The sequence below is a fragment of the Candidatus Woesearchaeota archaeon genome, assembly GCA_016188115.1.
Taxonomy (GTDB): Archaea; Nanobdellota; Nanobdellia; order Woesearchaeales; family GW2011-AR9; genus JACPIK01.
Map to the genome: position 1 here is coordinate 700,038 of JACPIK010000002.1, position 21,396 is coordinate 721,433.

Sequence of the window (21,396 nt, forward strand, 5' to 3'; positions counted from 1 at the left end):
TAATAGTGAATCGTATAAATCATAGCCCATAATACAAATCAAACAAAAATGACGAAATCACTCAAAAATAAGACAGAGGTACCCCACACGTTCCACATCGGCATGGTCAGACCCTATAATTTGACAACAGCACGACAATAATGACATCGCACTGCATGAAGACCAGCAAAACGAAACGACGTGAACGTTTGCTTACACCCTGGACAATTGGTTGTCTGATGTTGCATGTATCCCCCGATAGATTAGTAGAGGTATATGTTGTTTATAAGTTTTATGAAAAGTCCAGCCTGAAGAAAAATCAAGAAAAGGGGAGTGTGAACAGGAAGGAAAAGAGAGAGAGAGAGAGAGAGAGAAATATAACCCATGGATTTACTTTTGATCCCCTCATTCATAAAAAAGCAAAGTTACAATTTATTTATGAGATTTTAGTATTTAAAACAAAACATAAGAAAAAAGTCTAAAAAACAAAAAAATTAATTTCGTGCAAGTTTCCAAATAACTTTCATACCCACAATAATTGCGCCAGGTACAACAAAAACGACAATGTTACTCAACACGGAACGCAAAATGTTCCCTAAATTTGGCCATAAACCAAAGAGAGTAAACAATTGAAGATTAACAATTCCTGCAAGCATTAATGCCACTGCCGCAACTAAAAATGGAGTAGTTTCTTTTGCTGTAAGATTAAACAAACCAACTATCAAACCAAGCAAGACAAGTGTTGAAACCAGCATTTCGGGCGGTAATTTTGTACGAAAGAACACACCTACAAGGATACAAACAACAATTCCTGCAAAAAAAGTATAGTGAGCAAGGCGGTGAAGCTCTACACCCCACAGCAATCGAGGAGAAGCATCAGCTGACCTCTTTTTAGCAACCATGATAATATCACCTCTTAGTGTCTCAAATGATGATGTTTTGGTATATAAATCATTCGGTCTCACGAGGATAACCAAACCTAAAATCACTATTCTAAGAATGAATCAAACACAAAGGATTTAAAGAAACAAAGCAAAAACGAAATATGCAGATTCAATTCACACTCGAAAAATGCAAGACCAAAGCAACGTATTCTGCAAAACTCTCAAAACCCCAAACACTCAATCTCAAAACCATCCAAACACAATTTGAAACTATTCTTGAAACCCCCATCTTACTTGTGATCAAGATTAATTCCATCGAAATCATTGTACATGGATACGGCGAGCTGCTTTTCAAAAGTGGAGAAGACCAAGAATGGATGAAAACTATCGCCAAAAAAATTTACGAAGCAGGATTAACAAAATGAACGAGCAAACACTAATTGATCCATTAGACATGACACCTCCATTTTTACGCTATTATGCTTATGATAGAGGAGACTTAGTATATATTGCATTAATCCAACGTGGTGAAGGAAACCCTCATGTAATAGCGAGTCCAGGTTCAAACGGGTTAGACGTAATTGCACATTATATTCAGACACAAGGAGATGGTCTTCGTATTCTCAATGGTCCAGCAAACTTTCAAAGTGGTTATAGACGACTAACCAGCGAAGAATTGACACGGATGCAACAAAGATGAGAGTCGTTGGCTGTTTTGTGGAGTACGCAGGAAAATTTCTTATTTTAAAACGCGGCGACACCGTCCACCAACCAGGAGCATGGTGTTTGCCGGCAGGCAAAATTGAAGCAGGTGAAACTGATCTTACTGCAATTATGAGAGAATTGAATGAAGAAATAGGATATAAAACTACACCCAAAGAGATTGAATTTCTCAAAATCCATGATATTGATCTTGATTGGGGACATCTGACTTTTCCGACATTTCGTATTAAATTAAATCACCCAATATCGGTTCAGCTTAATTCACGAGAACATAGCGCATATCTTTGGGTAACAGCAAAAGAATGCTATGAAAAGAAAGATTTGGTGAGTGGATTTTGGGAACTCTTAGAATTTATAGGATATGTAAAGAAAAATTGATCTTTATTTAAAATAAAAAAAAGCGTCCCGGACGTGACTTTCCTAACCTCTTGACTTAACGGTTTTGGTCAAGCTTTTCCAAAAGGTTGATTTGAACACGTGACCTGACGGTCTCTTTTCACAGATACTGTGAGTAACAGCCGTCCGCTCTAACCGGGCTGAGCCACCGGGACACCAAAACGCAAGTACTGTAATCGATTTATAAAGATTTCTGCGTCCGCAAGCAATTTGTTCAAAGCCTTTAAAAAAGCTAGATGAAAAATGAGAAGAATGAATACTGATTCCACAATAGACCAATATGTTCGTATACGAACAGAAGGACTGTTCATATCTGATATGGTCTCAATTTACCGCCAAAGCAGAGCATTTTTAGAAACAACCCCTGGACCATCCCCTAAAAAGCCAGAATATTTTTTTGTTCCATCGCCAGGCGATTATGTAACAAGTATGACACGAAATGAATTTGTAGCAGTAGCAAAACAAGAATTTCGCGATCTAACTTCTCCTACTTTACCTAGAGAGATAGCAGGAATGGGTGCCGAAGCAATGCTTGGATTTCAAATTGTTCTCAAACAATATGATCTTGAAACAAAATAAACTCATTTAGCTCTTGCCTTCGCATTATATTCTTTTTGTTTCTGCTGATGATACGTGCAAAACACAATTCCTTCCACTCTTGGTTTCTTGCACCTCACACACGTTCCCGATTTTTGCCGTTGATAATACGCTGATTTTCTCTCTTTTTTAAGACGCATTGAATTCTCATGATAAAATTTGAGAAAACGATTCTTATACTCTGGTTCTTTATTGCCAGTTACCGTCGCTTTTAATTTATTGAATAATTTTCGTAACATCATTTCACCTCTGACAAACCGAACAATACGTCGTTCCACGCCCGCCTATTTTAACACTTTCCATAGTATGCCCTTTTGGACATTTTTCTTTTTGATACACAGCCAAATATCCAGCAAAATCACCTTTTCCATCAAGGTGTCGATAATTAGATACTGTCGTACCATTCTTTTGTATCGCCAGCCGTAAGATTCGCACCAATTGATGGTGCAATAGTTTCAATTTTGGTAATGACACTTCACCAATCTTATGCAAAGGATTAATACCTGCATGATACAACGCTTCTTGCGCATAGATATTACCTATTCCTGCAATGCAGGATTGATCTAGCAATTTTGTTTTGATATTTGCCGTAGGATACTCTTGCAACAATTCACAAAACTTCCTCACCGACACATCAAATGGATCTGGACCAAGACGATGTAATAATTCATCATATTCAGGTAATGTCAACGGTTCAACACGACCAAAACGGCGAATCTCATTAAACGTCATCGCTGATCCATCTTGAAAACGAAATAATCCCGCGCGATACTCCTGTGAAAGATGACCTTGTTCTTGTACACCCCGCACCAAATAATGAAAATGTCCCGTCATGCGTAAATGGACCATCATCATAAATTGTTTATTCGTTTCGAGGAAAATATACTTTCCTCGACGTGTAATTGCCTTGATTGTAAATGGAACATATTTCAATAATCCTGATGAAACCACCTTCCGATCTGTAATCACAAGGTCTACTACTTTTTTCCCTACAATACGAGGTCGCAGCTTTCGCACCACCGTTTCCACTTCAGGTAATTCTGGCATGAGATTAACCGCCTATTTTCATTCTAGTCCCACTATTTTAGCCACACCTAATCAAATTGGTTTTTCCAAGCAGCATAGCGAGCATAAATTGGACCGACATACACTAGTTCCATATAATCGCCATTTCCGATTTGTTTTCCTTTATAGGTTCTCACTCTAACATTCATCGCACTCTTAACCGCAGACCACGTTTTTTGACCCTGTGCAATACGAATGTATCCATTTACCGCACCAGGACCATCATGATACGCTAAAATTGCTAATTTAATTTGATCTTCCAGTGCAGCGCCTTGATAATTTTGCAAAAGATTAGCGAATAATTTTGCTTGAGCTTGTATTGAAAGTTCAGGATTAAATCGCGCATCATTTTGTGGAGTGCACATATAGGTACCCTCTTTCCAGACCCTACCCCATCTCGCAACTTCATTCATACATCCTTGCCTAGTTTCTTTCTCATTCGGTTCTAAATTTCCACAACACATAACAACTTGATTTGCCCCAAAATAGCTCTTGGCAGTTTTATAAGTAAATTGAGCCAGCCCAACTGCTCCCGCAGTACTAACTGCCCGAGTGCTAAATCCTGATTCTTTTGAAGTAACTGCTTTAAGTAAAGAAGGAGGCACATTATGTTCTTCACCATATTTTTTAAACCAAGTATCATATTTTTCTACATTATCCTCGGGAATATCAAAAATAGGTTTTGGACCATCATCTTCGTCAGCAACACTTGCCACAACAGGAGCAGGATACAATACTGCCCACGGCACAAAGCCAACACCAGTTTGATAGACATATTCCCCCGCAAGAATAAACGGCGAAACTCGCCTCCACGCTTTATCAATATTTTTGACTGATTCAGAATACATCTCTGAAATCGCTTTGGTTGTCTCAGGAGCTGACTCACCACGCGGTTTAACAGACCCATAACCTTCTGAGCTAGGATCAAATGGTTCATCATCTGCAGGAGGAGTTAGATACTCTTGATAGAGCAGCGCATATATTGCTCTTGCCCAAAGTTTTCCACCAAGCCCGCCTTGTCCAGTATAATGGATTCCATCTCCTCCCGTATATTGAACAGCATCCGTAAGAGTATTAGCATCAATAAAACGACAACGAGATTCGACAAGAACTTTAAGAGCTCGATTGATTCCCAACGTATCTACTTTTCTATTAGTTGAAGCTGGCGCGCCTACCCATACACATTTTTTACCTGATGAAACAACCTTCTCTACCAGCGAGTTAATATTTGCTGCTTGATTATTAACTCCCTGTGCAGTCAAAAAGTTTGTTCCTAAAGAGATTATAACCATTTCGGGATTAAATGCAGACAATTGATTTTCAAAATTAAATGGAGTCTGAATAAGATTGCTTGGTGTCTGGCTACCAACCAAGACTAATGATCCTGCCGGATTCGGTCCAGTTGGTTTCCCCCCACTATCTCGCTTTTCATTACACACTTTATAATTTACTTTATCAAAATTACTTGCAGCTGCCCCTCCACACGCATACGTTTGAGCTGCAACATTTTTTTGAATTAGTAATCTGTGTAACTCTTTTCCATACGCACCAACAGAATGAGAATCGCCAATGTGCAGTACACTTGAAGGACCAGCAATCGAAGAACCACTGTATTGTGACATATCCTCTTCTAAAGGATTCGCATTCTTTGCCAGCCAGTCATCAACGCACTCTTGATCATCTGGATCGCAGATATCGGCAAGATATGCTTCAGTTTCACTACTAGTAGCAGCGATCGTTTCCTCAGTGTATATATCTTGTATCATTTCACGATAAATCGCCTTACAATAATAATATCCCCCACAAGCATAGTCATCACAATCAACACCACCATCCCCATTATCATCAACACCATTAGTACAATCTTCTACACCATCTTGACTCGAAGATCCTTCATCTGAATCCGAAAAGAGACCTGAGTTTAACTGACGATAAATTGCTTTACAATAATCATCTTCACGACAAGCATAATCCTCACAATCAACACTGCCATCCTCATTATCATCAGCATTATTAGTACAATCTTCCACAGGGATCTCTTCTTCAGTAGGCTCAGCAAGACCTCCCGTCTCTTCATCAACTGCCCCATCCCCCGCAGCAGCAGCAACAGGATGTACTGCCGGAGCAGAAGTAGGAGAAGAAGGTTCATCAGGAACTAATTCAATTGTATAAGTAAGATCAGAACCACTATTTGCATCCGTTGCCGTAGCACCCGCTGGTACATCATTACGTGCATACATCTCATCAGTCGCTGGAGCAGGAGCAGAAGTTGATTCATCAGAAGGATCTAATAAAACGTCAATCGTGCCATCTGGATTTACCCGAGCACCATTATTGAAACCTTCCTCACCAGCAGAATCAGCAGGAACAGAAGGATCAGCCCGACACAATAATGCGCCATTACGAAAAACATTCTCATCAGCAGTATAAAGAACATATAGCCCTTTCACCATGTGTGTACGTGAATCATAAAACCCACTAATTCCGCGAACTTGAATCGATTGAGTACGAAGATCACAAGTAAATTTATGTTCAGTATAAGCTTGTGGTAGCGTTGATTGGATAGGTACACTAGGAGTTTCGCCACATACCGCAGCAACTGAAACAATCCCTTCAACCCCATTCTTAGTCGCAGCAATAGCACTAAGACCATTCATAAATCTACCAGCACATCCAGAATCACGTAATACCAATTCCTCATTACCAATTATAACATTAGATTGATCCTGACAAAATAAACCTAAAGCATCAATAAAACCTGATCGATCTACACTTGCTTGAATCCCCAACGCTGCTTGTCCATCAGGACAAAGTAATGTAAACGGTTGACCTACCATACTTCCAAGAAGACGACTGCCTGTCTCCAAAAATCGAACATCATTCTCTGCCAAACCACCCACTACTAAGATTAACAGTGTAAATAAAACCAAAAATCCAAACCGTTTCATTCCAACACGTTTCATTCGACCCTAAACCTCTTGACTAATGAAATTCGCTTATCTAATAACGGATTTTCCACCATGATTTCTACTTGATATTCACCCAGATCAGGATTATCTCCAAGCGTAAAATAATCTGCAAACGCCGCAGGTTCATTTTCTTTTGTAGATTCGTGTTCTAACAGATAGGAATTTTTCTCTTCCAAATTAAGAATAATATTGCCCTGAGGATTAACAATGCGATAATTTCGCACTAACATGATTTGATTATCATATGTACTACTCTGCACTAAGAACCGTAAATAGATTTCATCGCCTTTTGCAAACACATCGGTTTTTTGATAACAATTAAACTTCACATCAACATACTTGCAAAAATCAAACTGACGAATCTGAAGGTCACCGCCGCGACCTAAAGGAATAAATTCTGTATTAAGAAGACTAACCTGTTGCGCTTGATCTGAACTTTCCTCAAATGCACCAACATAAATTAACAGTAACATGATCCCTGTTGTAATCGCCGCAACAATCGCAATCACCGCCACTTGTACCAGAACTGAACCTTTGTTGGAGATCATGATGAGCCCCCCCCGGAATTACATTGTGCTTCCAAGATTGGTTTAGTCGCTGCACTTGCTGCAGAAATTTGAAAGTTAGCTAGTTCTACTCCATCACTAATTTTACATGCTTTTGCTTCGGTTGCGCTAATACATTTATACGCATAAACAGAATCAGTAATAGGCAGAGTATACCCCTTAGCACCACAAAGAGATGAATCTGCTAAAGCCCTCTTCGCAGCAGCCACTTTCCCTTCATTACAATATTTCACAACACCTTTGTTAAACTTCTTATCTACCTCACATAAATACGCATAGATTTTGTGAAACTCATCTGTATTTTCAAGATCGTCATCATCCGTCTCTTCACTTCCTTTATCATAACCCGCAGCTATATCACCAGAATAATCCCGCAAGAAGAAATATTTCAAAAGATTATCAATATTCACAGCGTACGTTTCAATACTGCCTTGTTTTTGTCCTTTCATAATCAACGATAAAATTTCATAATACAATGTCATCACGTTACTCATGTCGCCTTGTAATTTCTGCAATTCCTCGGTCGCAATCTCATGAACACGATCATAATTTTCTTGCATAAAGAAATCATGAACTCCGCCAAGTTCAGCAATAGCCATTGGTTGACGCTGAATACGCACAAGTTGAACATGACGATTTTTACCAATTGCCGGTTGTTTAGTAACTTGTGTTGCAAACGCACAGCCCTTGCTTTCATCCTGATCTAATAACTCATACACTACCTGAACATCTTTCCAATTATTCTGTGTTGCATAGACACTTCTCTTCGACACTCGATAAGTACATTGTAATGGTTGCGCAGAAAAGTCTGGTTGACCAATCACTTGACTAATCACAAACCCGTCTGCATTAAATTGTGCCGCGTTGGCATTTTCTAATGACATAGCTGCAACACCATCTTTTTGCAGCAACCCGCCAGTGATAGAATACCCATTACGTGAAGAAGTAGACGTTAACGACGCATCAGCAGGAACAGTAACTTGCACAAGAGTGTTTTGCACCTGAGTAAACGAGAAGACAAACTCATTACGATCTTGCACGGTTTCAGGAGACCCAAAATAATTTGGCTGATTTGGACATCCCGCATTACTTGGAGCTCCATTCACTTTTTCTAATTGATTTGACATTCCGCCAAACATTGTCTCCGTTACTGGACCTAATACATCTTCTTTGAGATATGTTCCTTGCACATTCTCTGGAATGACCGCAGCCCCCACTACTTCAGGAACACCTGGAAGATTTCGCACCGTACGTCGTAAACACATCCCTTTGCCATTCAAAGCAAGATTAACACGTACACGAATATCATCATGTTCACTCGCAACAAAAATATTAGGAGTGCGACAATCAACCCATTTATCATTGCGTTTATCATAACATTCCATATACGGAGATTCAATCGCTGCTTGACCAGTACCGAACAGACTTGCTAATTCAGGACAATCATACCGACCCGACACAGCATCAACAGTACAAGTAGCAACACCAGGAGGAGTAACATCAGTAATTGGTTGATACCATACTCCTTTACGACCAGAAAGAACCTCTTTATCAAAACATAATTCTGGATTTTCACCAGGATCTAATTCCAGTTCTACTTTAACGTGATCGTAACGGAAATGAGAATCGACACGTTGAGGTGTTTCAATAGGCACACTAAACATTCTTCCTCCTTGAATGTTCATACTCGTATCAATAATTTTTTCACGTTCACCAGCAAATTCGGGTGCTTTGCTCGCGCGTAAACAATCGCAACCTTTGCCATTACACGATTCATCCACACCAAAAAATCCTCGATCTTCCGGACCAATGCATTCCAAAGACACTTGTGAACGAGTAATCTTACAACCAGGCATAACAATAACACCAATTTCATAATTATGAATGGCTGTTTCTTTTGCAGGGTTAAATGTACTTAACTCACGAAATGCAGGAGCAACCACAACAGAACTATGTGTTGGAAACGCATATGCCGCATCTAGTAAAAAGTCCTCACTAAATAAAGGAAAATCAAACCCAAATGCTGCCATACACATTGATTGCGCAAATCCCTGTGCGCCACCTTGGAAGTAATTATTTAATTGCGCATTACCATAATCACTTTTGATATCATTCACCGATGATTGCAGCGCACTCGACATCCCTTGAGTGCCTTCCTTAAGCACAACGCCAATATCTTCAAACGCACCGCCTTTTCCAATATCATCAAAGTTTGAAGGTGTACAGCTTGTAAGCATCGCTGCAACTCCTTTATACACTAAACCACAGACATTCTGACTAAACCAGGTCTTACACGCACCCGCATCATATAATCCAGTATATTTCGCTTCAACTAAACAATTACGTAATCCAACTAAGATACTCTCAATCATCACCATGTGTTTAAGAATACCTGAGGTGCACATTGTTTGCACGGATTCAATAAGACCAGCATGAGGATCTACTTTTGCAACCTGTTTATCCTCACCACGAATATAATCAATCAAATAATCCTGACCAAACGCGCCAGAAAAATCACGTCCATGATAATAGCGAATCGTTGGATAATTTGTTCCAAACTTGCCATTTGATTCTTTAAAGATACGTTCCTCTCGATAGAACCACTCTTCCTCAACACCGGGTTTGTATTTTCCAATTTCTACAGCAGTGCGTAAACTACGGTCTCCACTTGGTTCTATTGACGCATCCGGTTTCTTACCCATACATACACATTGATAGAATTCAGGCTCTTTATTTTCAGTAAATGATTCAATAAAACAATCTTTAGTATATCCCGTGGCATACCGTTCAGTTTTATCAACAGTACCTAATTTTTTACCATTTTTATCATATAACTGAGTAATTCCACTTTCATCTTTACCTTCTTTATAACAGCCTTTTCCTAAATGTCCCAGATCAGAATCAGTTTTAAACTCACCACCATACCTTCCTTTATAGGGGTCAGTACAAGCTTCTTGACAAGAAATATCTCTTCCAGCAATAAGACCCTCAGATCCAGGGGGTTGATAAACAACAAGTCTTTCAGATTTTTCTAGCCCACCTAATAATTTATTCGCGGAACGAAGATGAAATACGCCTACTTGTTCATCACGAGGAACTTGTTCACTAGGATCCATAAAAAAGACAGTATCACTTCCATCTCCTTTAGTCCAACATTTTGCAACATCTTTAGTGTCTATAGTTAAACCAGTAGAATCTGCTTTCAATCTTTCCTGACAATTCTCCAATGGAATCAATGGTGCACCACGTCCCGTCACCGCGCATGCATTCTGCTCCTGTATGACATTATTAATCTGTTCTTCAGTCTTATCCTCTGTCCATCCAGCAGGAACAGCACGGCAAAATGCGCGATCACACGTCCAACGATATGCTGTATCCAACGCTGCTTCAAATTTCCACGCCGTTGTCGTCGAATCACACTGCTCATCAAGAGTATGCGCTTTTGTGTTAGGACCATCAACAAGACCCCCATCAGCCTCATACCAATCTACAACCGCTTGAGGTAAATCTTTTTTATATTGTTCATCAGCTTTGATAAGAGCATACCAATTCTCCAGCGTTTCACGCATATACAAATTATTTTGTTTAAGCGGACATTTACCGCTGCTATCAAACCCTTCCCCTTTCTGCTTCGCTTTTGCTTCAGGTTTTGCTAATTCAAAATATGATTCTAAACGTGATGTTGCCACACGCACACCACGACTTACCCATCTTCCTAAGAAAGACGCAATACAACTTACTCCCGTAATCAAATAGGCTGTTTCGACATACTCACGCGCAGTTTGTAATTGGGTAATTGTCCAATTTAATGCTGCAACACCATCATTCGCAATAAAGTCCGGAATTAAATCAGCGCTATCAACAGGAATATCCACAAAATACCCAATATCTTGACAAGTAGTTTGGGTTTTAGTTCCACTCCATTTATCCTCTCCACCCTCGGCTTTGCCTTCCCGTTCTTCGTATTCAATAGAAATCTTAATAGGAAACATTAATTGCCGTTTCTTAAAATCATTCCAAAAATCGTCTTCTTTCTTACTAAATTCCGCAGCCCCAATCAGTGTCCACGTTGCATAGACCGCTTCCTCACCTTTCAATGGTCGAGTAGAACCCGGCATAAGTTGACAACCAAGACCAAATTTCTCATCTTCTTGCATTGATTGCGTACACGCTTTCTCAATACGCACATTCTTTATTCTATAAGCTCGTTCATAGACTTCCCCACTTTTATCAAGTACCGGCGTGCCTTGACCTAAATAATTAAACTTAAAGACTGCTTGAATTTCCTGACGCCCTTCATCAAGTAATGTTGGATTCAACGCATACGGTGTTTGGAATTTAACCATATTCTCAACACCAAACGCCAGATCGCCCGACGCGCAGGAATTAACATTAACCGTTCGCTGCCACGAAATTGATTTACCGCTTTCGTCTTCCGCAATTAAAAAGACATGATATGTTGCCTGTTGTGCTGCAGCAACTGCTTCCTGAATAGGAAAAATAGTATATTCTAACAACTGGATGGGAACTTCTCGAGGTGTTAATTTTTTAGCCGTAAGTTGATCACGCAAAGATAAAGAAAAATCAACATCTTTAAAGCGAAACGACCCATTTTGATCTGCTTCGACAACTTTTACTGCACGACTAAAATCAGGATGAAATTCGTATCCTTGCGGTCGATAAATGTACAAGTACACTTTTGCTCCAGGTTCTGTTTCTCCTGAAATGGAAGATTCAGCTCGACCTTCATAAAATTGATATCCCTTCTCTATCTCTGCGCGTAACGTGGGAGCGCGCGTATCCGCTTTCACTAAAAACTGCTTCTCGCTTTGCCATCCAGCCCGATCCGCTGCCACAACCACAATAGTATTATCGCCTTCTTGTAAGCTTACTTCCAAAGAAAAGAAAGTAGTAGGAGGACTTTGCGCAACAGAACGATTGTTAACAAATATTTCCACGCTTGAATTTTCGCTAATTGTCCCATTAAGAACGATCCGATTCTCATTTGCAAATTCTTCAATAGGAATCAATTGAACCACAGGTTTGTGAGTATCGGCAAAAACCACAGTAGTAGTATTAGCTTTATTGCCAAAGGCATCAGTTGCTTCAATAAAAATAAGATTTTCTTTTTCTGCATCAAGTGTAATTCCACTCACTTTGAACTCACCATCAGTAACACCAGAACTTGCACCAACTGCCTGCGTGCTTGCGCCCAATCGACCATTTACAAGTACCCGTACACTTGCTCCATTCTCTGCTGTTCCATTAAAAGAAAGAGAAGTACCTTGGATAACTTCCGGTAGCACGACCACCACTCCTGAAGTAGAAAGATCCTGCGCTGCTGTTTGAAATGAATAATAACTTCCCTGCGCATCATCAACCACATCACCGCTTTGCACTTTATATTGATACGTCGTTTGGGAACTAAGACCAGACAAAGGCAATCGATGCTCAATAACCTCATCAGCATCACCACGTCGCACAAACTCAGCAGGATCAGTGCCAAACTCAACAAAACTATTTGCCGCTTCATCAGTTTCCCATGCAAGTATTGCGCTATCCTGCGTAACATTTTCAGCACGCACATGAGATATCTCAAGCGCAGAAACCAACGTCGTATTCACCAGTAAAAAGAGCACACCAAGTACCATTATCTTCCAAGCAGTACTACTAACGTAACTACCCCTGTAACTTCTTGCGTGACTACTCGTGTGTTTTGTTTTTACCATGTTAATCATTTAAGATTGAAATTGTTTAAGATTGAACCTCAGGAAGAGGGACTGCATAGCTATATTGCGCTAAATCCCCCATTAATTCTAATATCCCCTCCGTTGAGCTATCTGTTGGGACTAATGTGTGAATTATAATTTTGTGAGCTTCTTCAAGTTCATCCCATGCTACTGACCAATTTCCTTTATAGCCGCCGATAATTTCACCGCCAACTTCTCCTGCTTCTCCTTTAAGTAAGAGTACTTCCAAAGGATATGTAAAATCCGCTTCTGCTAAAAATTCAATATTTTGTTGCGATTGTATATGAGGATCAAGCGTCGCAGAAATAACTGCTTTTGATTCATGAAAATGCGTTGCGAAGAGATCGCGTTTTGTACGATTTGCATCATAATATAGTGAAACAAACGCCGTAACCTCATCATCTAATGCAACTGCGGGACCAACCTGAGTAGGAGACGTAAACGAATGAGTAACGATCTCAATATTTGAAATGGGAAATTTTTGGAGAGGAATTAAGTCAAATTCAACTTCTGCATCAGGCGTCGTAATGACTCGTTTCCAATCTTCTTTATACCCTTCTTTAGTCGCGCGAACAATCGCGCCGCCGCATTGAGGCACATTAGTACGCGCCGCCGCAACATCACCCATACCGGCAAAATCATACTGAGTTGAAACAATATTATCGCATTGATAACGCAAACAAGAGTAAGACATCTCAACATTCTCCAATGGAACACGCCAATATACCCCTGTTTGCCAATTCTCTACCAATTTATAGGTCTTCATCATCAAAGGAACTGAACCACTTTGACAAAATTCTTCATCACCATATGCCCCAAAGACTCCAGAAACAGCTTGTGTAGGCACCGCATTTCTATTCGCGATATTTCGCGCAAGATGTACTGTAAATGCGGTTTTAAAATCATAACCCGTCGTTTCATCACGAACATGAACCATAACCGGATAACTCACATCATAGGTAAATTTCCAAGATTGCAAACAGAAAAATGACAAGAGAGCATTTTTCTGCCCTAACTGATTGCTACGTAAAACTCGACCACTTCGCGGAGTAACATCAAACGAAAAAGGATACGAATCATCAAACGAAAAAACCACTGACACATCATCATTAAACAAAATATCATCGCCAATATCCCAAACATAATGATTAGTATAATATGATAAATCTTCAGGATATTCAACAATATCAGTGCCTTTTACCTGCAAACGCGCAAGGTTATATCGCAACAAATCTTTCAGAGTTTGTTTAACAGTATCAATCTCCCAGCGTTTTGTCCCGCAACTTACTTCAAATCCCGCAACAGGCACATCAGGATGTTCTAATGCAATCAAATCCTGTGTCAAATCTTCTAATTTAAGATCACGCAGTTCTCGTTCTACAATTCGCCGAGAAAGATCATAAACACGTTTAAGTTTGATGTCAGATTCTGCAACGTGATCCACCACTTCAGTAACAACTTCTCCGTTTTTGTCCCGAATGACTAAATGCCATCGCACATTAAAAATGATTTTGCTCTCAACAAGTTCTGTGTTAACTTTTACAAGATCCCTCTCTTCAATTTGATAAGTATCGAGTCGATCAGGTTCAAACACACACCCATGAAGTTTTTGTTCAATTTCCCGATCAAGTTGCATTTTGATTTCATCTAACGTAGGATACATCGTTTGCGTGCCATATGCCCAATATGGAACTAAAGAGAGAGGAGAAGTACGTAAATGTAAATTAGCATTCTCTGCAATCGAAGAAGGTACAGAAAGATATCCGCCCTGCGCTCCTAAACGGCGAACCGCATCTTCTCCAATAGATTCAATACAAGAAGTAATGAGTGATTCCACGCGACTTTTCTCCGTGGGAATAATTTCTCCAGGTTTGAAGGTAACTATTTCAGTTTTAATAGCAATAATTAAGATAATTGCAAGCAACGCCACTATCCCCAGAATAATAAAAATTGTTACTTGACCCTTCCGTGAACCAGAAAACAAAATAGGAGAAGACCTAATAGTATAGTTACTACTAAAAACACGATCCAACCTCTTTTTTTGCATTAGGTTAATGATAGTTATATAATTTATAAAGCTTGTGCTACCGCCCCGTCTATAACTTTACCTATTTTCAACAAATATATTTACCCAGTTCGATTAAAAAAAACAGCATTTAACGAAAGTGCATTTAACATTAAGAATTTTCCTAAAAATGATTAAAAGGGACACAAGAAGAGTATAGAAACAATAGTCTCTTACACAAAATCATCCGAAATATCTTATCCTATGTATGTTACATCTTCATCTATATGTTTTGCACCCGGAACAGAACCAGACAACATTTCAGAGGTCCATTCCTGCGTTCGTTTAAGCAGCTCTTGTTCCAACGCCACTACATCTTGAGAAAGTTTAGTAACATTAATTTTGTAAGAATATTTAGTGTTAATAACGCGAATCAATTCACGCGCGCCCGTAACACCCACATACATGGGATGAAGATGAGTCTCTGCTAAAAGAGCAACCGCAGTTACACCTCGCCGTTTGCCTAAACCCAATAAAACTCCAGAGACGCCAATAATTGGTCCAACGACCTTAAAAATAGACTTTTCCACACCTAATTTTTTTGCAGTATATTCTTTGAACAACGCCAGATCATTCGCCGTGCAAAAGACTTTGGGCTCTTTAGGAGTTTCTTGCAAACCAATTCCGCCTAACGCAATAACATGAGAACCGCCAAACTGCTGTACAATTCGCAAAATTTCTTCACAAAAAGTATAACAACCTTCTTCATCAATAGGTTGGATATCCCCCACTAAAATGAGTAAATCTCTTTTACCAGATTGAGGTGTGAATTTCTTGTAATAGAGTTCAATTTTAGGTTCATCGATGAGATTATCTTCATTTACAAACACAGAATGAGGAAATTTATGAGAGAAAAATGAATACAATTTGACAGCTTTTAACTCCTCAACAAAAAAATCAGCCGTGATTTTACCCACATTACCAATACCGGGTAACCCTTCAATAAAAACAGGATTAGATAATTTAGGGAGAACTTTAACTTCTTGCACAATCTCCCATTTTGTAGACATAAACATCCTGAAGAAAAACCAAGTTTATATAGATTTGGATTACTTCTCTAAATAAATATCACACAGGAAACCAAGATCTTCTCGACCAATCTTAACATCCCCATCTGAGAGTTCTGCCAATGCCATATCAACTTCTCGTGCCTGTCGTTGTTGATAGACACTGGATTGTATTGCTTTTAGCAAACCATAACCTGCAACCATCAAACCAACAAAACCACTCAAATACAGTTCATAATCTCCACCATCTCTAAGTACACCAAATGAAGTTCCACTAAGTACTGTAGCCGGAAGTGCTGCTCCTAAAGCGCGTGCATAGCATCTTCCATATTCTTTCTCTTGAACATGCATCCTCCAAAGTGACCCTATAAAAGCCATAGCTTCATCTGGTTCTGATAATTTTTGCCATTGAGTTCGTGCAGCTTCTAATTTTGAGGAGTCATAAACCATAAAAATTGAAAAATAGACACTATTTAAAAATGTTACTACCTAGAAGAGACATTACAAAAGTTCTAAAATTAAAGATAAACATTAATAAATAGCTCGCAATTTTTTAACAAGTCCTCAAAGTGCCAATGGATGTGTCGGCAGTAAAAAATCATTCTGATTTTTGAGTCGCCACATAGCATAAAAAATTCATGCGGATGTGTCGGAGTGGTCAAACGAGCTACCTTGAGGGGGTAGTGGCTTAGTGCCTGCGCAGGTTCGAACCCTGTCTTCCGCACCATTTTTTATGAAAAAAGAACAGTTTGGTATACCCTGGAAAGTTAGTATATTCTTCTTGATCATCATATTACTAGCTTATTTTGCAGCAGAATTAACAATTTTTTATTCAGTCTCTTTACCAATCATTCTTTTTTTTGTTATTTTTTGTTTTGGAAGTGTATTAGTTTATTATTATTGGTTCCTAAAAAACAAGAAAAAATGGCTATTCTTATTTGGTATCTCAGGTTTATTTTTATTTGTTTTAATTTTTTTCTCCAGTGCTTATTCACAATTACCCACTAACTCAACCAATTACATTTCAGATTCTGACAATGCCAATTATTCAGAAGAAGGCAATATTACAAATCTAAATTTTAAAGATGCATTTTATTTTTCTACGGTTACATTATCAACAACAGGATATGGAGATATTACTCCCCACGGTTATTTTAGAGATTTGGTTATAACTGAGATATTATTAGGAGTTTTCCTAACTGTGTTCACATTAAGTGGGATTTATAGTCTTCTCAAAGAAGAGAATGAATAACTATTTCGTTCGACTCACACACCCATTCTCTTCCATCCAAAATCGCCACTCCAAATGTGTATCTCGCGTGATCCCAATGCGAGCCCCTTTAGCTACCATAAAATTTCTTAATCCGTCATCTAACAGCTTTATCTTCACTCCGGCCTTAGTTCCATTAAATGCCCCATCAATTCCCAATGCTGAACATAATTTTCCGGGACCAGAACATAAATCAACAATTTTACTCTTTCCACGCCGCTTTCGCATCTCTTCCAATCCCACGAGTGGTTCTGCCGCGCGAATCAACACTGCCCCCGCATCATCTTTCTCAGTTGTAAAATTCAAACACCAATACATCCCATAAATAAAATAAACATACACATGACCATAGGTATCATACATTAACGCGCTACGTGACGTTCTCGTAAACGCATGCGACGCCCCATCTCGTTTATACGCCTCTGTTTCAACAATTCGTACCCGACAACCATCAACCTCAATGATTTTACCAATCAGTTCTTGCGCAACCACCACTGAATCACGAGCAAAAAACGAAACAGGAAGAGATTTCATAACCTCTCAAATCCTCCGAATTATAAAAAAGCAACGACCGCATCCAATTAAAATCAGCAACAAAACTCAAATCTGGCTTAAAACCAAACCCACACCATATCCAATCACACCAGCTGCTAACCCGACAAGCGTTATCTCCAGCCCAGATTTCCAAGGATTGCGACGAGTGAAATGAGATTTTGCCAACCCCACTGCAAACAAAGCACTAATAGTAAGAAATACCGCAACAACCGCAGCAAGATCAAGTCCTAAGAATGTAAATGGAATAATCGGAAACAGCGATCCTGTTAAAAACGAGAAAAACATCACCACTGCATTACGTAAAGGATGATCAAAACGCTGTTGCGAGAGTCCCACTTTTTTTTGAATATAATTTGTTGCAAAAGTATGATTATTATGTTGAAAGTGATATAAAATTGCATGAATTTCATTATTATCAAATTTTTCCGCTTTCAAAATTCGTGCCATTTCTTGAAGATGTTGTGAAGGATTTTTTTTAATTTCACGTTTTGCAGAACTAATCTCTTGTTCTTGAACCTCTCGTTGAGATTTAGCTGAGAGATAACTTCCTGCCGCCATAGAAAACGCGCCTGCAAGCATACTCGAAAGCCCTGCAAGAATAATCCCATATCGACCACCACTGCCAATATAAACTCCTAACACTAACCCCAAATTAGAAACTAACCCATCTTCCATACCAAAAACAAAATCACGAATCATGTCCTTGAGATTATTCTTCATGAAGAAAGCACCACACTGCAAGTATTCTCAATGCATTTGATTTCACCTTGTCCACAATCAAGTGTTTTTTCTTGGCAATCCATAGAACACATCACTGCTGCGCAAGTTGGAGCATAATTTAACCCCACAGCATCCGTTGCATGACAACACGTTGCAGCAACACAATCGCTATCAGTAGAACAATATTTTTCAGGAGGAACACTGCTCTTTGCTCCAGAACACCCAACAATAAAAAGAACTGCGACCAATAGGAAAGATAAACGAAAAAAGAGACTAAAATTGAGTCGAACCATCATATCACCAGATCAAAGAAAGTAATTCAAGATTAAATAAGTTGCGATAAAGAACAGGTAGTAAAGAAAACAGTAATGAACAGTAAAAAATGATTCATTCCTAAATACAATCAAGGTTCATAAATAATCTTTTCACAAATCTCGCCACGCAAATTTTGACCAATAAGCCTCTTCACATCAGATGAAGAATAATTTGCCAGCAACCATGCCAATTTCACAAATGCCGTATTAGCCAACATATCTTCACCAGAAATAACACCTAATTCGAGTAAATCTCGTCCTTTGGAATACACATTCATGTTGACCCCGCCATAGATACATTGTGAAGTCATGACCACCACACAGCCACTCTCGATAACCCGTTTTAACGCTGGATAAATCTCTTTGTGAATTGCACATAATTCATTAGGCAATTGCCCAGGCGTATGCCCTAAGCCGGTCCCCTCTATAACCAGACCTTTGTATCCTCTGAAAAACTCAAATTGTTCCGGAAACATATGAACATGAATCTTGAGTAACCCTACTTTATCTTCCATATTCGGTTTAATCACAAGAGAGGAAGAAACTCGCGGATACTCTTGAGTTAAGAAACACACTTCTCGTGTTGCATAGTCAACATGAGCATATGCCCCTACATTCACCGATTTAAATGCATCACGTCGAGAAGTATGTAATTTATACGTTTTTGTTGCAGGCAAGATTACGCATTGATCGTCATTTTCGTGTGCATGCATACAAATCGCCACACCGCCAAAATCAGTTTTTGCAATAAACTCTGCTGCGCAAATAAGATTCATTCCCGCATCAGAACTACCACGATCAGAAGAACGCTGTGCGCCAACAAAGATAATAGGAACAGGAGTTGATTCAACAATAAACGAAAGAGCCGCAGCGCCAACTGCCAGATTATCTGTACCCATTCCGATGATAATTCCTTTCACACCTTTTTTGACATGCTCCTCAATTTTTTGCGCAATGAGCTTGAAATGAGGAAAACGTAGATCATCACTCCACATCTGCGCAATCAGTTCAGAATCAATGTTAGCAATATCTGTTAATTCAGGAAATAAACTAACTAAATCCTGCGGAGTAAAATTAGTCGCAACGCCACCTGTACGATAATCAACTTTACTTGCAATCGTTCCACCAGTATGTAAAATAGCAATCGTAGGTAAATCAGCGCGAGATGTTAGAGGAACATGGGACAAAGCCTGTGGTGCATCGCCTTTCACAATAAGATCAATTCTCTCAATATCAACCCGTTCAAAACCCATATTGTATCCGTTTACAAGTTTGAGCAGCACAACACCTTCTTTTGGACTAGGCATAAGAATACCTTCTTCCTTTGAAGTTTTGGTAGTGATACGAACATGATCGCCAGGTTGAACCATGAAGAATGAAAACAGGGGAGAATTTATATACGTTGCCCTAAAAAAGCAAGAGGTGGTTTCTTGAGAGTGCATTACGAGAGTATAAGATATGTCCCTATTACCCCCAGAACTCATTAACAAAGCGTTAAATCTCGGACTTCTCAGAGTAAATGGCACTCGTCATGTTAATGCCCATTCTATTGATGTTCAAATAACCGACACCCTCTGGACCGAACAAGACGGAGCCATCACTATCCCTCCAGAAGGATTCGTTCTTCAACCCGACCAAGTGTATGGAACAATTCTGGATCAAGCTATTCTTCTTAAACGCGAATTTATTGGAGAAATAACCACTAGAAGCAGTTATGCTCGCCTAGGAACCCGTTTAGACCCAGGACCGGCGAGTACAGATTTAACAATTGGAGGAGATCGTGAATTCACCCCAAGATGTAATTTGGACACATTTGGCACCCATGTACGAATCTATCCTTACGAACCAATAGGACAAATATTTTTTCACACTCAATTAGAACAATTACTTGCAGAAGACATCAAAGCAGCCATGGATAGTGGAGATTTTGTAATATATAATGGCGATCGCCAACTCAGTAAGCGAGACGTAACATTTCAGCACGCACTCAAACTACACATGGATGATGTTATTCACGTTTATAAGAAAGGAAAGATCCTTGATACACGCGATAAAGACCATTCACAAGACTTTGAAACCGTTAACCTACGTGACCACCCTGAAGGATATTATCTTCCAAAAGGAGCATTCTTTATCTCTTCATCACGTGAAAAATTTGCAACGTCTAATAAGTGTGTTGCCTATGTAACACCAACAATCAATTTACGACCAGCAATGACTATAACTCAATATCCTGATCCCAACCATTTCACATTAGTTCCCTTCCTTACACATCCCAATGCGCCTTATCATGCCTATGGATTAAATAATCTGCGACAAATGACATTTGAAAACTATGTCACACAACTCGAAGGAGTATATCTTCATGCAGGATGTAAACAAGCAGAACTTGTTCTCGTACCATTTCTTAAACCAAGCGAACAAACCATGGGATCTCGTTATGCAGGACAGGTTGGCGCAACATTACGAAGAGCAGAATAATAATAATAATAATAATTTAATAATAATAATTATAACAAATCCCAAAACAACACCG

20 protein-coding genes and 2 tRNA genes are annotated in these 21,396 nt (G+C 39.2%); 7 read left to right on the forward strand and 15 right to left on the reverse strand.

What is annotated here, in order from left to right:
- Positions 1–113: 113 nt before the first annotated feature.
- Together HYV86_03800 and HYV86_03805 are read right to left on the reverse strand one after the other, a co-directional pair.
- On the reverse strand, positions 114–227 hold the full coding sequence (locus tag HYV86_03800) for a zf-TFIIB domain-containing protein (GenBank protein ID MBI2572956.1): 114 nt from the start codon (positions 225–227) through the stop codon (positions 114–116).
- 246 nt (positions 228–473) lie between these two features.
- On the reverse strand, positions 474–881 hold the full coding sequence (locus tag HYV86_03805) for a hypothetical protein (GenBank protein ID MBI2572957.1): 408 nt from the start codon (positions 879–881) through the stop codon (positions 474–476).
- 143 nt (positions 882–1,024) lie between these two features.
- Here HYV86_03805 and HYV86_03810 point away from each other — a divergent pair, with 143 nt between their 5' ends.
- Genes HYV86_03810 through HYV86_03820 form a run of 3 tightly spaced genes read left to right on the forward strand, consistent with a single transcriptional unit; the run spans position 1,025 to position 1,964 of the window.
- Positions 1,025–1,288 (forward strand): hypothetical protein, encoded by a 264-nt coding sequence (locus tag HYV86_03810; protein MBI2572958.1) that lies wholly within the window; start codon positions 1,025–1,027, stop codon positions 1,286–1,288.
- Positions 1,285–1,563 (forward strand): hypothetical protein, encoded by a 279-nt coding sequence (locus tag HYV86_03815; GenBank protein MBI2572959.1) that lies wholly within the window; start codon positions 1,285–1,287, stop codon positions 1,561–1,563. Before HYV86_03810 ends, HYV86_03815 begins: the two co-directional genes overlap by 4 nt.
- Positions 1,560–1,964, forward strand: coding sequence for an NUDIX domain-containing protein (locus tag HYV86_03820; GenBank protein ID MBI2572960.1), 405 nt, complete (start codon positions 1,560–1,562; stop codon positions 1,962–1,964). Before HYV86_03815 ends, HYV86_03820 begins: the two co-directional genes overlap by 4 nt.
- Positions 1,965–1,987: 23 nt before the next feature.
- Here HYV86_03820 and HYV86_03825 read toward each other — a convergent pair.
- Positions 1,988–2,137 (reverse strand) — tRNA-Asn (locus HYV86_03825).
- A gap of 97 nt (positions 2,138–2,234) precedes the next feature.
- Between HYV86_03825 and HYV86_03830 the strand changes: the two genes are divergently transcribed.
- Complete coding sequence (locus HYV86_03830) at positions 2,235–2,561, forward strand: hypothetical protein (GenBank protein ID MBI2572961.1); 327 nt, start codon at positions 2,235–2,237, stop codon at positions 2,559–2,561.
- 2 nt (positions 2,562–2,563) lie between these two features.
- On the opposite strand, the gene HYV86_03835 is transcribed toward HYV86_03830, so the two are convergent.
- The 8 genes from HYV86_03835 to HYV86_03870 all read right to left on the reverse strand — a co-directional run bounded on the left by HYV86_03835 (position 2,564) and on the right by HYV86_03870 (position 16,451).
- Entirely contained in the window at positions 2,564–2,821 is a 258-nt protein-coding gene (locus tag HYV86_03835) for a hypothetical protein (GenBank protein ID MBI2572962.1), read from the reverse strand.
- 1 nt (position 2,822) lies between these two features.
- On the reverse strand, positions 2,823–3,626 hold the full coding sequence (mutM, locus tag HYV86_03840; protein ID MBI2572963.1) for a DNA-formamidopyrimidine glycosylase: 804 nt from the start codon (positions 3,624–3,626) through the stop codon (positions 2,823–2,825).
- A gap of 47 nt (positions 3,627–3,673) precedes the next feature.
- On the reverse strand, positions 3,674–6,607 hold the full coding sequence (locus HYV86_03845) for a transglycosylase SLT domain-containing protein (protein MBI2572964.1): 2,934 nt from the start codon (positions 6,605–6,607) through the stop codon (positions 3,674–3,676).
- Positions 6,604–7,161: a hypothetical protein gene (locus HYV86_03850; protein ID MBI2572965.1), complete on the reverse strand. Its 558-nt coding sequence runs from the start codon at positions 7,159–7,161 to the stop codon at positions 6,604–6,606. Before HYV86_03850 ends, HYV86_03845 begins: the two co-directional genes overlap by 4 nt.
- Positions 7,158–12,908 carry a hypothetical protein gene (locus HYV86_03855; protein MBI2572966.1) on the reverse strand — a complete coding sequence of 1,917 codons (5,751 nt, stop codon included), beginning with the start codon at positions 12,906–12,908 and terminating at the stop codon, positions 7,158–7,160. Before HYV86_03855 ends, HYV86_03850 begins: the two co-directional genes overlap by 4 nt.
- A 25-nt stretch (positions 12,909–12,933) precedes the next feature.
- On the reverse strand, positions 12,934–14,976 hold the full coding sequence (locus HYV86_03860; protein ID MBI2572967.1) for a hypothetical protein: 2,043 nt from the start codon (positions 14,974–14,976) through the stop codon (positions 12,934–12,936).
- Between the two features lie 215 nt (positions 14,977–15,191).
- Positions 15,192–16,004: a PAC2 family protein gene (locus HYV86_03865; GenBank protein ID MBI2572968.1), complete on the reverse strand. Its 813-nt coding sequence runs from the start codon at positions 16,002–16,004 to the stop codon at positions 15,192–15,194.
- Positions 16,005–16,043: 39 nt separating this feature from the next.
- Complete coding sequence (locus tag HYV86_03870; protein ID MBI2572969.1) at positions 16,044–16,451, reverse strand: hypothetical protein; 408 nt, start codon at positions 16,449–16,451, stop codon at positions 16,044–16,046.
- Positions 16,452–16,641: 190 nt separating this feature from the next.
- Here HYV86_03870 and HYV86_03875 point away from each other — a divergent pair.
- Both HYV86_03875 and HYV86_03880 read left to right on the forward strand, forming a co-directional pair.
- Positions 16,642–16,728 (forward strand) — tRNA-Leu (locus HYV86_03875).
- Complete coding sequence (locus tag HYV86_03880; protein MBI2572970.1) at positions 16,693–17,253, forward strand: hypothetical protein; 561 nt, start codon at positions 16,693–16,695, stop codon at positions 17,251–17,253. Before HYV86_03875 ends, HYV86_03880 begins: the two co-directional genes overlap by 36 nt.
- Here HYV86_03880 and HYV86_03885 read toward each other — a convergent pair whose 3' ends face one another.
- The 4 genes from HYV86_03885 to gatD form a co-directional block, all read right to left on the reverse strand.
- On the reverse strand, positions 17,254–17,805 hold the full coding sequence (locus HYV86_03885; GenBank protein MBI2572971.1) for a DNA-3-methyladenine glycosylase: 552 nt from the start codon (positions 17,803–17,805) through the stop codon (positions 17,254–17,256). It abuts the gene before it with no gap.
- 66 nt (positions 17,806–17,871) lie between these two features.
- On the reverse strand, positions 17,872–18,546 hold the full coding sequence (locus tag HYV86_03890) for a VIT1/CCC1 transporter family protein (GenBank protein ID MBI2572972.1): 675 nt from the start codon (positions 18,544–18,546) through the stop codon (positions 17,872–17,874).
- Complete coding sequence (locus HYV86_03895; GenBank protein ID MBI2572973.1) at positions 18,543–18,842, reverse strand: hypothetical protein; 300 nt, start codon at positions 18,840–18,842, stop codon at positions 18,543–18,545. The genes HYV86_03890 and HYV86_03895 overlap by 4 nt, the downstream gene beginning before the upstream one ends.
- A gap of 107 nt (positions 18,843–18,949) precedes the next feature.
- Positions 18,950–20,230, reverse strand: coding sequence for a Glu-tRNA(Gln) amidotransferase subunit GatD (gene gatD / locus HYV86_03900; protein ID MBI2572974.1), 1,281 nt, complete (start codon positions 20,228–20,230; stop codon positions 18,950–18,952).
- An 88-nt stretch (positions 20,231–20,318) separates the two neighbouring features.
- On the opposite strand from gatD, the gene HYV86_03905 reads away from it, so the two are divergent.
- On the forward strand, positions 20,319–21,341 hold the full coding sequence (locus HYV86_03905) for a hypothetical protein (GenBank protein ID MBI2572975.1): 1,023 nt from the start codon (positions 20,319–20,321) through the stop codon (positions 21,339–21,341).
- Positions 21,342–21,396 lie beyond the last annotated feature (55 nt).

What these genes read in the sequence shown, in the direction of transcription:
- HYV86_03800 (MBI2572956.1), bottom strand. Translation starts at nt 227, where the DNA reads ATGCAACATCAGACAACCAATTGTCCAGGGTGTAAGCAAACGTTCACG.
- HYV86_03805 (MBI2572957.1), bottom strand. Translation starts at nt 881, where the DNA reads ATGGTTGCTAAAAAGAGGTCAGCTGATGCTTCTCCTCGATTGCTGTGG.
- HYV86_03810 (MBI2572958.1), top strand. Translation starts at nt 1,025, where the DNA reads ATGCAGATTCAATTCACACTCGAAAAATGCAAGACCAAAGCAACGTAT.
- HYV86_03815 (MBI2572959.1), top strand. Translation starts at nt 1,285, where the DNA reads ATGAACGAGCAAACACTAATTGATCCATTAGACATGACACCTCCATTT.
- HYV86_03820 (MBI2572960.1), top strand. Translation starts at nt 1,560, where the DNA reads ATGAGAGTCGTTGGCTGTTTTGTGGAGTACGCAGGAAAATTTCTTATT.
- HYV86_03830 (MBI2572961.1), top strand. Translation starts at nt 2,235, where the DNA reads ATGAATACTGATTCCACAATAGACCAATATGTTCGTATACGAACAGAA.
- HYV86_03835 (MBI2572962.1), bottom strand. Translation starts at nt 2,821, where the DNA reads ATGATGTTACGAAAATTATTCAATAAATTAAAAGCGACGGTAACTGGC.
- mutM (MBI2572963.1), bottom strand. Translation starts at nt 3,626, where the DNA reads ATGCCAGAATTACCTGAAGTGGAAACGGTGGTGCGAAAGCTGCGACCT.
- HYV86_03845 (MBI2572964.1), bottom strand. Translation starts at nt 6,607, where the DNA reads ATGAAACGTGTTGGAATGAAACGGTTTGGATTTTTGGTTTTATTTACA.
- HYV86_03850 (MBI2572965.1), bottom strand. Translation starts at nt 7,161, where the DNA reads ATGATCTCCAACAAAGGTTCAGTTCTGGTACAAGTGGCGGTGATTGCG.
- HYV86_03855 (MBI2572966.1), bottom strand. Translation starts at nt 12,908, where the DNA reads ATGGTAAAAACAAAACACACGAGTAGTCACGCAAGAAGTTACAGGGGT.
- HYV86_03860 (MBI2572967.1), bottom strand. Translation starts at nt 14,976, where the DNA reads ATGCAAAAAAAGAGGTTGGATCGTGTTTTTAGTAGTAACTATACTATT.
- HYV86_03865 (MBI2572968.1), bottom strand. Translation starts at nt 16,004, where the DNA reads ATGTCTACAAAATGGGAGATTGTGCAAGAAGTTAAAGTTCTCCCTAAA.
- HYV86_03870 (MBI2572969.1), bottom strand. Translation starts at nt 16,451, where the DNA reads ATGGTTTATGACTCCTCAAAATTAGAAGCTGCACGAACTCAATGGCAA.
- HYV86_03885 (MBI2572971.1), bottom strand. Translation starts at nt 17,805, where the DNA reads ATGAAATCTCTTCCTGTTTCGTTTTTTGCTCGTGATTCAGTGGTGGTT.
- HYV86_03890 (MBI2572972.1), bottom strand. Translation starts at nt 18,546, where the DNA reads ATGAAGAATAATCTCAAGGACATGATTCGTGATTTTGTTTTTGGTATG.
- HYV86_03895 (MBI2572973.1), bottom strand. Translation starts at nt 18,842, where the DNA reads ATGATGGTTCGACTCAATTTTAGTCTCTTTTTTCGTTTATCTTTCCTA.
- gatD (MBI2572974.1), bottom strand. Translation starts at nt 20,230, where the DNA reads ATGGTTCAACCTGGCGATCATGTTCGTATCACTACCAAAACTTCAAAG.
- HYV86_03905 (MBI2572975.1), top strand. Translation starts at nt 20,319, where the DNA reads ATGTCCCTATTACCCCCAGAACTCATTAACAAAGCGTTAAATCTCGGA.